General features: G+C 62.4%; 14 protein-coding genes and 1 pseudogene. 6 read left to right on the forward strand and 9 right to left on the reverse strand.

The annotated features are described in order from the left end of the window. Positions 1-184: 184 nt before the first annotated feature. A complete protein-coding gene (locus JNB85_RS21400; RefSeq protein ID WP_220336300.1) occupies positions 185-892 on the forward strand; it encodes a phosphatase PAP2 family protein in 708 nt (235 codons plus the stop codon). A 150-nt stretch (positions 893-1,042) separates the two neighbouring features. Beyond that, positions 1,043-1,333 carry a GIY-YIG nuclease family protein gene (locus JNB85_RS21405; RefSeq protein WP_220336329.1) on the forward strand — a complete coding sequence of 97 codons (291 nt, stop codon included), beginning with the start codon at positions 1,043-1,045 and terminating at the stop codon, positions 1,331-1,333. Between the two features lie 100 nt (positions 1,334-1,433). Here the strand turns inward: JNB85_RS21405 and JNB85_RS21410 are convergent, their stop codons facing one another. From JNB85_RS21410 to JNB85_RS21425, 4 genes are all read right to left on the reverse strand, one after another. Further along, a complete protein-coding gene (locus JNB85_RS21410) occupies positions 1,434-1,952 on the reverse strand; it encodes a hypothetical protein (protein ID WP_220336301.1) in 519 nt (172 codons plus the stop codon). 140 nt (positions 1,953-2,092) lie between these two features. Beyond that, positions 2,093-2,356 carry a hypothetical protein gene (locus JNB85_RS21415; RefSeq protein WP_220336302.1) on the reverse strand — a complete coding sequence of 88 codons (264 nt, stop codon included), beginning with the start codon at positions 2,354-2,356 and terminating at the stop codon, positions 2,093-2,095. A 233-nt stretch (positions 2,357-2,589) separates the two neighbouring features. After that, a complete protein-coding gene (locus JNB85_RS21420) occupies positions 2,590-4,647 on the reverse strand; it encodes a hybrid sensor histidine kinase/response regulator (RefSeq protein ID WP_220336303.1) in 2,058 nt (685 codons plus the stop codon). Continuing rightward, on the reverse strand, positions 4,631-6,142 hold the full coding sequence (locus JNB85_RS21425) for an ATPase domain-containing protein (protein WP_220336304.1): 1,512 nt from the start codon (positions 6,140-6,142) through the stop codon (positions 4,631-4,633). Before JNB85_RS21425 ends, JNB85_RS21420 begins: the two co-directional genes overlap by 17 nt. 248 nt (positions 6,143-6,390) lie before the next feature. Here JNB85_RS21425 and JNB85_RS21430 point away from each other — a divergent pair, with 248 nt between their 5' ends. Continuing rightward, positions 6,391-6,687, forward strand: coding sequence for a YkgJ family cysteine cluster protein (locus tag JNB85_RS21430; RefSeq protein WP_220336305.1), 297 nt, complete (start codon positions 6,391-6,393; stop codon positions 6,685-6,687). A gap of 16 nt (positions 6,688-6,703) precedes the next feature. Here the strand turns inward: JNB85_RS21430 and JNB85_RS21435 are convergent, their stop codons facing one another. Together JNB85_RS21435 and JNB85_RS21440 are read right to left on the reverse strand one after the other, a co-directional pair. Next, a complete protein-coding gene (locus JNB85_RS21435; RefSeq protein WP_220336306.1) occupies positions 6,704-7,174 on the reverse strand; it encodes a DUF3597 domain-containing protein in 471 nt (156 codons plus the stop codon). 229 nt (positions 7,175-7,403) lie between these two features. Further along, entirely contained in the window at positions 7,404-7,979 is a 576-nt protein-coding gene (locus JNB85_RS21440) for a transglutaminase-like cysteine peptidase (protein ID WP_220336307.1), read from the reverse strand. 191 nt (positions 7,980-8,170) lie between these two features. On the opposite strand from JNB85_RS21440, the gene JNB85_RS21445 reads away from it, so the two are divergent. Further along, entirely contained in the window at positions 8,171-9,208 is a 1,038-nt protein-coding gene (locus JNB85_RS21445; RefSeq protein ID WP_220336308.1) for a hypothetical protein, read from the forward strand. 505 nt (positions 9,209-9,713) lie between these two features. Here JNB85_RS21445 and JNB85_RS21450 read toward each other — a convergent pair. Continuing rightward, positions 9,714-10,190, reverse strand: coding sequence for an Lrp/AsnC family transcriptional regulator (locus JNB85_RS21450; RefSeq protein WP_220336309.1), 477 nt, complete (start codon positions 10,188-10,190; stop codon positions 9,714-9,716). 105 nt (positions 10,191-10,295) lie between these two features. Between JNB85_RS21450 and JNB85_RS21455 the strand changes: the two genes are divergently transcribed. After that, positions 10,296-10,844 (forward strand): RBBP9/YdeN family alpha/beta hydrolase, encoded by a 549-nt coding sequence (locus JNB85_RS21455; RefSeq protein WP_220336310.1) that lies wholly within the window; start codon positions 10,296-10,298, stop codon positions 10,842-10,844. Between the two features lie 126 nt (positions 10,845-10,970). On the opposite strand, the gene JNB85_RS21460 is transcribed toward JNB85_RS21455, so the two are convergent. Both JNB85_RS21460 and JNB85_RS21465 read right to left on the reverse strand, forming a co-directional pair. After that, a complete protein-coding gene (locus tag JNB85_RS21460; protein WP_220336311.1) occupies positions 10,971-11,381 on the reverse strand; it encodes a DUF2442 domain-containing protein in 411 nt (136 codons plus the stop codon). Further along, a complete protein-coding gene (locus JNB85_RS21465; RefSeq protein WP_220336312.1) occupies positions 11,374-11,601 on the reverse strand; it encodes a DUF4160 domain-containing protein in 228 nt (75 codons plus the stop codon). Before JNB85_RS21465 ends, JNB85_RS21460 begins: the two co-directional genes overlap by 8 nt. Positions 11,602-11,681: 80 nt before the next feature. On the opposite strand from JNB85_RS21465, the pseudogene JNB85_RS30755 reads away from it, so the two are divergent. Then, a pseudogene (locus tag JNB85_RS30755) lies at positions 11,682-11,841 on the forward strand (alpha/beta hydrolase); the annotation flags it as partial. Positions 11,842-11,844 lie beyond the last annotated feature (3 nt).

The following is an 11,844-nucleotide window of genomic DNA, read 5'->3' on the forward strand; positions in this document are numbered from 1 at the left end:
AGTCCCTCCCCCGTGTGGGGTGGGGTTGGGGAGGGGTCTTTACGTAGCTGCTTCCTCATCAGCATCCCAGGCGGCTCGGCCGCGGCATGCGCGATATCAGGGCGGATCTGAGGTGAGAAGCCTCTTGCAAAATCAAGGTGCTGCACACAGTTGATGTGTTCGATCATCGTCCGACGGGAGCAGAATGAACCGTATCAAGACCTGGCTGAACCAGTATGAGCCGATGACGCTCATCACATTCGCCTGCCTGGCCGGCGGGCTTTTCCTGCTGCAGCGGCTGACGAGCGAGGTGCTGGAGGGCGAGACGCTTGGCTTCGACCAGGCGGTCCTGCTGTGGCTGCGCCAGCCCGGCGATCTCGGCCAGCCGATCGGACCGCAATGGCTGGTTCATGCGGTGGATGACATAACCAGCCTCGGCGGGGTGACGGTGCTGGCACTGCTGACATTGCTTGCGACCGTCTATCTGCTGCTCGACCGCCGGACGATCATCGCCGTCTTCCTGTTCTTCTCGGTCTTCAGCGGCTGGCTGGCGAGCACCGGCCTCAAGCTTCTCGTCGCCCGCGCGAGGCCGGATATTGTGCCGCATCTCGTCGATGTCGGCGATCACAGTTTCCCGAGCGGCCATGCGATGGTGTCGGCCGTCACCTATCTCACGCTCGGCGTGCTTCTGGCGCGCACCCAGAAATACCGCGCCACGCGCATCTTCGTCATGGGGGCGGGCATCTTCCTCGCCGTCATCATCGGCCTCAGCCGCATCTATCTCGGCGTCCATTATCCGACCGACGTGCTCGCCGGCTGGGTCGCCGGCTCGCTCTGGGCGCTCGGCTGCTGGCTGATCTCGAAACGCTTCATTGAGCGCACTGCAGATGAGGCTGACAGCGAGCGGCGGTGAGGTTGCTGATAAAGACATAGAGCGCTGCTTTTGGGCGAGGGCCCACCCCTTCCTCCCTCATTCCTGTGCTTGTCACAGGAATCCAGCCGGCTTACGTCCGCAAGCCGATAAGACTCTTGAAATAGTGCCTGTTTATGCCACTCTTCAATGATGAAGGGCTATGTCTATATCCTTGCATCGAAGAGAAACGGCACGCTCTATACCGGCGTGACGCGCGACATTGCTGGCCGCCTCTTCGAACATCAAAACGAGCTGACGCCGGGTTTTACTTCGCGCTACGGTGTGAAAACACTCGTATGGTTCGAGGAGCATGACCTGCTCACAACGGCGATCACGCGGGAGAAGACGATCAAGAAATGGCCGCGGCAATGGAAGCTGAACCTAATCGAGGAAAACAATCCGGAATGGGAGGATATTTCCTGGCATCTGATGGGGTTGTGAGCTTGTCGGGAGAGTAAGACTCCTCTCGGCTTGCGGACGCAAGCCGGCTGGATTCCTGTGACAAGCACAGGAATGAGGGAAAGTAGGAACAGCCCTTCTGCTACCTACCTCTCTCCCGCGCCGCAGCAATCAGCAGCGGCGCAGCCGCCGTCACGAGCGAGCCGAAGGGCAGGCGCTGCAGGGCCTTGCCGGTAAAGAAGGCCAACAGCATGGCGCCCGAGAGCTTCAGCCAGGGATAGTCTCCAAGCTGCGCATGGGCGCTCGCATCCGCCCAGCGGATGTTTTCTTCCACGACGCTGCCTGCCTGATGGCGGATATTATGCAGCCGGGCGCGCAGGTTGCCGATCTCGTAGCGCACTTCCTCGATCTGCCGCTCGAGCTCCTCGCGCGCGGCGGCGCGCTCGACGTCGACGACGATCTCCTCTATCGGCGCATCCTCGGCGACCGCATGCAGATAGTCTTCATAAGCCGCCTCACTCGCAAAACCCTCGGCCTTCGCGTGCTGATCGGCCTTTTCCTGTTCGGAGGTTTTTTCACGTTCGGGGGCTGGCGCGGGCTCGTTCACGTCTCTGATCTCGTCCATGCCTTCGATGGCGTCCCTGCCTGTCGTGCTCGCCATTGCCGTCTCCTCTTTCGCTGACGGAGTTCAAACGTTCGAGGCGGAAAAAGGATGCATGGGGTTTTACGGGTATTGCGGCACGCCAGCTTCACGTTCTCCAGGGGTCTTCACTCAGGACAGACCGGGTTGATCCCTGACAGCTAGGACTGAACGAGGATCACCAGGGTCTCGGGCAATACGCCGTCATATTCCATCGCATCGGCCGCCTGCCTGCTCTTCATGAATTCCGCCAAGCGGTCCATATCGGCGACATCCATGACGAGGCCAACCTTGTTGGACGATTGCGGATCGACGAAGGTGCGAATGTTCGTGCAGCCGATCGGTTCGAAAACTTCCTTGCGACGGGGTGAGGCGAGCCAGTGTTTGACGTCCTTGACGTCGTGATAAGCCAGGATGGTCGGCATTGCGTCCTCCTCTTGCTGCTCTGGAAGAGCCTGAGGGAACATTACGCCTCGGGTGATCGCATGGATATCACCCGCATGGGTGGGTGCATCGAGTTTTACGGGGACAGGACTATCACCGTTCGGATCGAACTCGTTACGTGACGATAGCAAGCCAAACGGGGAACGGGTCCTGGCGGGATCGAAGCGCCCGAGGAGGTAAAAGGATGCGTGCCTTCCCCGGTTGGAAGATAACGCTATCCCGATATCATCAGCTTGCCGATCTGCTGGGCCAGCTGATCCTGAGTATAGGGTTTTCCGAGCCTTGCGACATCGAGGTCGAGGCCCGGCGGCAGTTCGGCATAGCCGGAGGCGATCAGGATGGGCAAGCGCGGGGCGATCTGGCGGGCGGCCCTGGCGAGTTCGCCGCCGGTCATTCCGGGCATCGAATAGTCGGTGATCATCAGGTCGAAGGCTGCGCCGTGGCCGAGGCATTCGAGCGCTTCCTTGCCGGAATGGGCTTCCACCACCTCATGCCCGAGATCGGCCAGCATATCGGCCGAACTCATGGCGATCAGCACGTCGTCGTCGACAAGCAGGATGCGTTTCGGGCCGGATGCCGGTCCGACATTCTCGGCCGGCGCTTCGGCGGGCTCCGGCTCGGCAGCGGGCGCGGTCGAAACCGGGATCCACAGCTCCGCCGTCGTGCCCTTGCCAGGCTCGCTTGCAAGCTTCAGGTCGCCGTTCAGCTGCAGGGCTAGGCCGTGGATCATCGACAGGCCAAGCCCGGTGCCCTTGCCCAGTTCCTTGGTCGAAAAGAACGGCTCGATCGCCTTTTGCAGCGTCTCCTTGTCCATGCCGTGTCCCTGGTCGGCGACGGAGAGGACGACATAATCCCCGGCCGCGAGTTCATCGCTGGCGACAGGCTGGCGGGCCTGCTTCAGCTCTATGCGGATGGTGCCGCCATCCGGCATGGCATCGCGGGCGTTGACGGCCAGATTGAGAAGCGCCAGCTCGATCTGGTTGATATCGGCCGAAACCGGCGGAAGCTCCTCGGGAACCACGGTTTCGATCGTCACGGTGGAGCCGACGGAGCGTTGCAGAAGGTCGGCCATTCCCGCGACGAGGCCGGTCATGTCGACGGGGCCGATCTGAAGGTCCTGCCGGCGCGCGAATGCCAGCAGCCGCTGGGTCAGCGATGCGCCGCGCCGGGCGCCCTGCAATGCGCCTTCGATGAGGCGGATCGCCTTTTTATTGTCGCCGACATGCTTGCGCAGCAGTTCGAGATTGCCGAGCACGGCCATCAGCAGGTTGTTGAAGTCATGCGCCACGCCGCCCGTCAGCTGGCCGATCGCCTCCATCTTCTGGGCCTGGCGCAGCTGCTCCTCGGCCCGCTCGCGCTGGCTGACCTCCGCCATCATCGTCGCATGGGCCTGTTCGAGTTCGCGGGTGCGCTCGGCCACCCGTTCCTCCAGGATCTCGTTGAGCCGCCGCTGATGTTCCTCGGCTTCCAGCCGGGCGGTGATATCTGCCGAGACGCCGACGAGCCTTATTCCCCTGCCGGCGCGATCGCGGTGAAGCTGGGCGCGGAGTTCGGCCCAGTGGACGGTGCCGTCCTTCCAGACCGTGCGGTATTCGATGGAATAGTCCGATCCCGTCTCCACGCTGTTCTGCAAGGTGGCCAGCACGCGGGCGCGGTCGTCGGGGTGGATCGCCTTTACCAGGTCGCGATAGGTGAAATCCTCGTCGGGGCCGTGGCCGAAAATGGCCTTGCAGGTGGCCGAGGCCGTCAGCATATCGGTGGCGAGATCGAGCTCCCAGGCGCCGAGACGGCCGGCAGCAAGCGCCGTCTGCAGGCGGCGTTCGCCTTCGTCCAGCGCCTCCATGCGCAGCCTGGCATCATATTGGCGCCTGCGCCCGCGCAGGGCCGAGCGCACGACGCTGATGAAGGTCGTGGCATGGAACGGGCGTTCGACGAAGCTGACATTGCCCAGCACCTCCGACAGCCTTGCGGCGGCTGGATTGCGCTCCGGGCCGCCGCCGCGGTTGGTGAGGATGATGAAGGGCAGGTCGGACCAGCTCGGCTGCGCCTCAATCCATGCCGAGAGCGCCCGCAGGTCGGCATCGCGCAGCGCCTCCTCGGTGATGATGGCAAGCGCGGTGTCGTCGCCGAGGCAGGCGGTAAAGGAGGCGAGGTCGGGCGCGGCCTGCGAGGGAATGCCGGCTTCCCGCAGAAGCGCGACCGCGATCTGCGCATCGCGCCCGAGCGGCGCATGGATCAGGGCAATGGCATCACGGTTAGGAATGGTCGCCATCCTCGCGTTCGCCTTGCAGCAGCAACGGCTTATTTTCATTGACGAGCGTCGGAACGCCCCGAAGGATGCCCTGGAAGCCGGTGAGCGGCTGGCCGAGGGTCAGGCCGTCATCGGTGATCTTGTATTCGCGGATGGTTTCCTCGTGTTTGCCGGTCCGCTTCTTGATGACGGACACGGCCCGGCGGACCATGCCCTGGGCTTCGAAATACCGGAGCAGGATCACCGTATCGGCGAGATAGGTCACATCGACGGGCGATTTCATATCGCCGACGAGGCCGTGCTGGGCAACGGTCAGGAAAGTGTTGGCGCCCTGCCGGTTCAGATATTGCAGCAGCTCGTGCATGTGCAGGATGAGGGCGTTTTCTTCCGGCATCGCTTCGTGGTAGCCGTTGACGCTGTCGAGGACGACGGTCTTGGCATCGTAGTCTGCCACCCGCTCCCTGACGCGCTGGGCAAATTCGCCGGGCGACAGTTCGGCGGCGTCCAGCTGTTCGATGTGGATCATTCCGTCATCGCTCATCTTCTGGAGATCGAGGCCCATCGACTTCGTACGAGCAAACAGCAGGCCGAGCTCCTCGTCGAAGATGAATATCGCGGCCCTTTCGCCGCGCTTGACGGCCGCATCGACGAACTGCAGCGCAAACAGGGTCTTGCCCGTGCCCGCCGGTCCGATCAGGAGCGTGCTCGATCCGCGTTCGATGCCGCCGCCGAGAAGCTCGTCGAATTCCTTGATGCCGCTCTTCAGTACCGTGCGTGCAAAGCTCGTCTTGTGCTCGATGGCGCGCAGGCGCGGGAAGACGGCGACACCGCCGGTCTTGATGATGAAATCGTGATAGCCGCCGCGGAAGGCCTGGCCGCGATATTTGAGGACCCGCAGCCTACGGCGCTCAGGCCCATAATTGCGCGCCAGCTGCTCGAGATGGATGACACCGTGCACGACGCTATGGACGGTCTTGTCCAGATTGTCCGAGGTCATGTCGTCGAGCAGCAGCACCGTCGCACCCGAGCCGGAAAAGAAGTGCTTGAGGGCGAGGATCTGCCGGCGATAGCGCAGCGAGCTTTGCGCCAGAAGCCTGATCTCGGAAAGGCTGTCGATGACCACCCGCTGCGGCCTGACGCGCTCGAAGGATTCGAAGATCAGCTTCGTCGTCTCGCCGAGTTCGAGATCGGAGGAGTAGAGAAGGCTCTGCTGCTGGTCGGCATCGAGCAGGCTCTCGGGCGGTACGAGTTCGAAAATCTCGATCTCGTCGCCGATCTCCATGCCGTGCGACTCGGCGCTTTCGCACAGTTCTTCCCTGGTTTCGGAAAGGCTGATGTAGAGGCAGCGCTCGCCAAGGGCGGCACCCTCGACGAGAAACTGCAGCGCGACCGTCGTCTTGCCCGTGCCCGGAGACCCTTCGAGGAGGAACACGTGACCGCGCGTGAAGCCGCCTGCAAGCACATCGTCCATCCCGGCAATGCCGGTTTTTGCCTTCGTTTTTAAAGTTTCGTCCATGCTTCCTCCGGGTTACCAAAAATAGGACCGGTTATTGCCGAGACAAGCCGACATCAAACGCGCGAGATAAAGAATAAGTTCTCGCCAGCCGAAAGATGTCCTCAAGCAACCCCACCTTCGCAGGCCAGCTATCCTGCCCCTGCAGGCTGGGCGGCAAAGATTGCGTGCGGCGTTTCAGGTGCGGCGAAAACTTCGCCATTGCGCGGATAGTTTTGCATCCCCGGCAGCTACAGTGCTAAGAGCCGCCCATGACCCTATCAACAGACCTAGACTGTCAGGCCTGCGGCGCGTGCTGTTCCTATTCGAGCGAATGGCCGCGATTTTCGACCGAGAGCGACGCCGACCTCGATCTGCTGCCGGCGCATTTCGTTTCGGCAGACCAAACAGGCATGCGCTGGGACGGAGACCGTTGCTGTGCGCTCGCAGGCACGGTCGGTTCCCATGTCGCCTGCATGGTCTACGACATCAGGCCGGATGTCTGCCGCGCATGTATGCCCGGCGACGACGCCTGTTTGACGGCGCGCAAGGCTTTCGGTTTCACGTAGCCGCTTTCAGCGTCACTCAATCCAGAAGATCGGCCGGCACCTTGCCGCCGTTTTCCGACAGTTTCTTCATGAGCGCCTTGTGGAGGAAGATGTTCATCTTCGCACTGTCATTGGTGTCGCCGGTATAGCCGAGCTCGCCGGCCAGCTCCTTGCGTTCGGCCATGCTGGCATCCATTCCGAGCGCTTTCATGAGGTCGACGATCGAATGGCGCCAGTCGAGCTTCTGTCCGGATTTCTTGACGGCCGCGTTGAGGATCTGCTCGATATCGGCGCTACTTGCCTGAGCGCTACTTGCCTGAGCGGGGCTCGATTGAGCCGGCGGCGGCGCGCCGGTTGCGGGTTCGGTCACCGGCGCGGATCTCGGCGCCGGTGCGGGGGATGCCGCGGGCGCAGCGGAGGCCTGCGGGGCTGCGGATGCGGGCTCTTGAACAGGTGCTGCCTGCGCTTTGCCGAAAATCGCGTTCTTGATGCGGTCGAAGACGCCCACGGGGAAACCCTCCTCTTGTGGTTGCGATCTGGAAACGCCGGACGCGGCCGGGTTTCCAAGGGATGACCGGAAGAGAACTAGGGTGGCGGGGCGATCCGCAAAGGTGGCGGACGGGAATCATAGCTTGTGAGACGCGGTTCTTAGGTATTAAACGTATGTGCCGCGGGGGTGTGCCAAGCGCATACTTTCAATAGTCGCGATCCACAGCCTCTGCCACTCCGCCAGCCTATCAAGAAAACTCGTTCGCCCGCGGCCCGGCCAGCGTCACGCGCCACGTCGATCTCGCCCTGAAATCCTGCGTCGCCAGAAACGTATAGGGCGTGGCTCGCCAGGGTTTGACCCCGTTGTTGAGATTGTCGAGCACGTAATCGCCGTCATCCAGGCGGGCGATCAGCACGACGTGGTTTTCGTCATGCGGGCCGATCACCACCGAGAGCGCCAGGCGGTTGGCCGGAAATCCGGCGTCGATCAGGTCCTTCATCTTCTGCAGGGCGTAGTCCTCGCAGTCGCCCCGGCCGCCGACGGGCAGGGTCCAGTCATCAGCGGAGCGGTCCTCGGTCGAGCGGACGGAGAAGTTCACGGCGCGGGTGACCCTGCGCAGAAGCGGCATGCCCGCCTGCTCGGCCGCCCCCCGGGCGCGGGGCTGAACAGCCGTCCCGTGGCAAAGCCAGCGATAGCTGGCGCAGGCGGAGGCGAAGCCCACCGGCGCGCCGATGCTCCTGCCGACCGGCAGAGCCTGCCCGGCAAGTGCTTGAAATTGCGCGGAAAAGAACGCAAGGGAAGCAACACAGAAAAGCCGCCGCATGAATCACCCCTCTATTATGCGTGGGGAAGGTAACATAGTTTACAGTAAAACTTTTAATAAAATTTATTACTTGCGTAATTAACTATAGGTTAAGAAGCTGTGCCGTAATCCACGGTTTATTCTTGGAATTAACAGTTCGCTAATATAAAAACTCCCTCAGTTAACGGGTTGTTAACCTAGGGAGAAAAAAGATGATCAGCAAAGCAGCGAAGTATAGCGTCGCCGTTGCTTACCTTCTGGCCAGCAGCAGCCTCACGATGGCCGCGCCGGCAGTCGTCAACTGTGCAAAGGCAGTTCCGGGCACGATCGAGGCCCGCCTGTGCCTGCCGACGAAATCCATCCGCACCGACAATGACAGCCGCACGGTCAACAACGACAGCAGCGGCAACCGCTTCGGCAACCGATCCGGCTCGAACCGCTCCGATCCTGGTGAACAGGCGTCGAATCAGGGCTCTTCCGGCGGTCAGAACACCGGCGGCAATGACGGCAATACCGGCGGATTTGGTAATACCGGCGGCTCTGGCGACACTGGCGGTTCTGGCGACACTGGCGGGTCTGGCCCTGGTGATGGCGACGGCCCCGGCAATGGCGGTGGGGACGGCCCCGGCGATGGCGGTGGCAAGGACCACGGCCACCACGGCGGCAAGGATCGTGACCACCACGGCGGTAAAGACCGCGGTCATCACGGCGGTAAGGACCACGGCAACAAGGACCATGGCAACAAGGACCACGGCGATCACGGCGGCAAGGACCATGGCGATAAGGACGGCCATGGCAAGGGCCGGGGCAATGATGGTCCTGGCTGGGGCCAGGGCAATGACCATCCGGACAACGACCATCCGGGCAAGGGCCGCTCCGACAAAGGCGACAAGGGCGGCAAGGGCGGCAACAGCGGCTCCGGTAGCGGTGGCAACGGCGGTTCCGGCGGCGGCGGCAATAGCGGCGGCTCCGACAACGGTGGCGGCAACGGCGGTTCCGGCAGCGGCGGCAGCAGCGGCGGCTCCAACAACGGCGGCGGCAACGGCGGTTCCGGCAGCGGCGGCAACAGCGGCGGCTCCGACAACGGCGGCGGCAACGGCGGTTGCGGCAGCGGCAGCAGCAGCGGCTCCGACAACGGCGGCGGCAACGGCGGTTCCGGCAGCGGCAATAGCGGCGGCTCCGACAACGGCGGTGGCAATGGCGGTTCCGGCAGCGGCGGCTCCGGCAAGGGCGGACACAAGCCCGGCTGATCCGGCATCCTGAACCGGGGACGGGCTTCAGATGCGAAGCCCTTTCCCAAGGCGGCATTGGAAATGCGGTCCGGCGACGGTGACTTCTTGCCATCGTCAAGGGCGCATTCCCTTTCCTTCCTCATTCCTGTGCCCGCGTGCTGGCGCGAAGGAAATCACAGGAATCCAGGCGTCGCGCCTCGGCGCGATGCGTGGCTCGCATGTATTGCGTAGGGGGTCATTGCGCCTGAGGGGAGCGGGCGCGCTGGATCTCCGTGAGGTAACCCGGGCTGGGCCGGGAACACGGAGATGAGGAAGGAGAGGGGGCGTAACATACAAGATCGGTCCAAGCCGACAAATGCAAGCGAAATGGGGCTTCAGCGATGAAGCCCTTTTTTATGCGCTGCAGGCAGTGCCATGGCCGTTCGGCCCATTGCGGTCATGCTTCATCGTCGAAAGATGCTGGGTGCTTTGCGCGGCGTGGGTTTCCCGCGCTCGCGGGATGTCGCGAAGCCATCGATCGGCGCTAACGTTCCGCGATCAGATCGCGGCCGATGGGTTTCGGACGTTCGCCGCGCAAGACGATCGCCGTGGTGACGGGACCGTAGCGGGCAATCGAATCGACGATGCTTTCGAGGTCGGCCGGCGACGGCACGATGACTTTAAGGTGGAAACAATCCTCGCCCGTAAGCCGCAACACCTTGATGATTTCGGGCATCTCGGAAAACTGCTTCAGGCACGGTTTGATATGTTCATGCGTCGTGCGCAGGCGGATCACCGCCATCATTCCGAACCCGAGGGAGGCAGGGTCGATGACTGCCTTGTAGCCTGTGACGATGCCGCGTTCCTCAAGCCGCTTGAGCCGCTCCGAGGCTGCGGGCTGGGAGAGGCCGACCCTTCTGCCGAGCTCCGAAACGCTGATCCGCCCGTCGTCCTGAAGAATTTCGATCATGGCGATATCGGTCGGATCAAGCGCTGCGCGACTATCAGGAACTTTTGCCATTTGCCTTGAATCCATCGGTTTTCGCTTCTCCTTTCCGATGAATGCCAATTCCGTCCGCGCCTGTAAACAGCCAGAATGGCCAGGACGCAACGAAGAGGTGAAGCGGTGAGCGAATTCATTCATCTGCCTGGTATCGGCAACTCCGGAAACGCCCATTGGCAAACGCGCTGGGAGGAGGCCGACAGGTCCATCCGGCGCTTCTCGCCGGCAAGCTGGGACGAGCCTGATCTTTCAGACTGGACAGCGGCGCTTGAACGGGCCGTGCGGTCTGCGAAAATTCCGCCCATCCTGGTCGCCCACAGTCTCGCATGCCTGCTGGTCGCGCATTGGCAAAAAGTATCGGAGGCGCCGGTCAGGGGTGCGTTTCTGGTGGCCGTGCCCGATCCATCCTCTGCGGCGTTCCCCGCACAGGCGGCAGGCTTTGCGGCCGTGCCACAGGAACGGTTTCGTTTTCCATCCCTGATCGTGGCAAGCACCGACGATCCCTATGGTTCGCTTCCTTATGTCAGGGAGAGGGCGGCTCAATGGGGAAGCGGGCTCGAAGTCGTTGGCGCCTTCGGCCATATCAACGGGCAGAGCGGCCTGGAGGATTGGGCCGAGGGGCTGGGATTGCTGAAAGCCTTTGCAGCTGCTGAACCGCCTGCCGGCGCCTGAGCGGGGTCGCGCCATGGATTTCGGCCGATCCTTCGGGCTTGCGGGTTCGGAGTGGTTTGAGATGCTCCGGGTGCAAACCGGGGACATAACGGTCCCGCCAGGTTCAGCCCAGCCATCTGCAAGTGCTTAGCCGTTCTTCCGGGGGCGTCCGCCCTTGGCACCGTTGGCACGGCTTGCCTCGACCTTTGCGGCTGATCGGGATTGGCCGCCTCGGCGTTGCGCGTCCATGAACTTCGCGGTCCCGAAGAGACCTTTCATCAGTCCGGCGATGGTAAAATCCACGTCCAGGCTTTCCCAGTGCAGTCCGGTCTCACCGAGAAGCTCGACCTCCGCCAACTGCGCGACGGTGGCATTTTCCAGGCCCTGGATCGATCGGGCAGGCACCATGAACGCAGCGCCGTTGGTGAAATCCACGACGATGCGGCCCGACGTTTCATCGAAACGGACTGATGCCGGGATCGGCGCGCGGGCGCGTTCCGCCTCCCCCTTCAGGGTGGCGTCTCGGTAGTGGCGATCTTCGAAGGTAACTTCACCCATGGATGCTCTCCCATTTCTCGATGAACAGGCGCTTGTTCGCCTGGACAATGGCAAGGGCGATGCCCAAATCCCGCTTCTTCATTCCCCGGTTCGATAATACCGTGAGATCAAGGATATTGATGCGGGCTTCCCCATCTCCATAGACATGGGTGTGCGCCGGTTCGTGATCATCCGTGTAAATGACAAATCGCATTCCTGCTTCGCGGAGGACGGTGACCATGCGTCAAAATAACCTAACAACTTGGGTTTTTCAAGAGCCGCAAGACGCTCGATGCCAGCTTTCGAACGCGAAATGGCACCGACGATCCCTATGGCTCCCTTACGGGAGGGCGCGGCTCGATGGGGAAGCGGGCTCGAAGTCGTTGGCGCCTTCGGCCATATCAACGGGCAGAGCGGCCTGGAGGACTGGCCCGAGGGGCTGGGATTGCTGAAAGCGTTTGCAGCTGCCTCTATCGTCTGAGGT

The sequence above is a fragment of the Rhizobium mesosinicum genome (genome assembly GCF_019511345.1).
GTDB lineage: Bacteria > Pseudomonadota > Alphaproteobacteria > Rhizobiales > Rhizobiaceae > Rhizobium > Rhizobium mesosinicum.

What these genes read in the sequence shown, in the direction of transcription:
- JNB85_RS21400 (WP_220336300.1), top strand. Translation starts at nt 185, where the DNA reads ATGAACCGTATCAAGACCTGGCTGAACCAGTATGAGCCGATGACGCTC.
- JNB85_RS21405 (WP_220336329.1), top strand. Translation starts at nt 1,043, where the DNA reads ATGAAGGGCTATGTCTATATCCTTGCATCGAAGAGAAACGGCACGCTC.
- JNB85_RS21410 (WP_220336301.1), bottom strand. Translation starts at nt 1,952, where the DNA reads ATGGCGAGCACGACAGGCAGGGACGCCATCGAAGGCATGGACGAGATC.
- JNB85_RS21415 (WP_220336302.1), bottom strand. Translation starts at nt 2,356, where the DNA reads ATGCCGACCATCCTGGCTTATCACGACGTCAAGGACGTCAAACACTGG.
- JNB85_RS21420 (WP_220336303.1), bottom strand. Translation starts at nt 4,647, where the DNA reads ATGGCGACCATTCCTAACCGTGATGCCATTGCCCTGATCCATGCGCCG.
- JNB85_RS21425 (WP_220336304.1), bottom strand. Translation starts at nt 6,142, where the DNA reads ATGGACGAAACTTTAAAAACGAAGGCAAAAACCGGCATTGCCGGGATG.
- JNB85_RS21430 (WP_220336305.1), top strand. Translation starts at nt 6,391, where the DNA reads ATGACCCTATCAACAGACCTAGACTGTCAGGCCTGCGGCGCGTGCTGT.
- JNB85_RS21440 (WP_220336307.1), bottom strand. Translation starts at nt 7,979, where the DNA reads ATGCGGCGGCTTTTCTGTGTTGCTTCCCTTGCGTTCTTTTCCGCGCAA.
- JNB85_RS21445 (WP_220336308.1), top strand. Translation starts at nt 8,171, where the DNA reads ATGATCAGCAAAGCAGCGAAGTATAGCGTCGCCGTTGCTTACCTTCTG.
- JNB85_RS21450 (WP_220336309.1), bottom strand. Translation starts at nt 10,190, where the DNA reads ATGGCAAAAGTTCCTGATAGTCGCGCAGCGCTTGATCCGACCGATATC.
- JNB85_RS21460 (WP_220336311.1), bottom strand. Translation starts at nt 11,381, where the DNA reads ATGGGTGAAGTTACCTTCGAAGATCGCCACTACCGAGACGCCACCCTG.
- JNB85_RS21465 (WP_220336312.1), bottom strand. Translation starts at nt 11,601, where the DNA reads ATGGTCACCGTCCTCCGCGAAGCAGGAATGCGATTTGTCATTTACACG.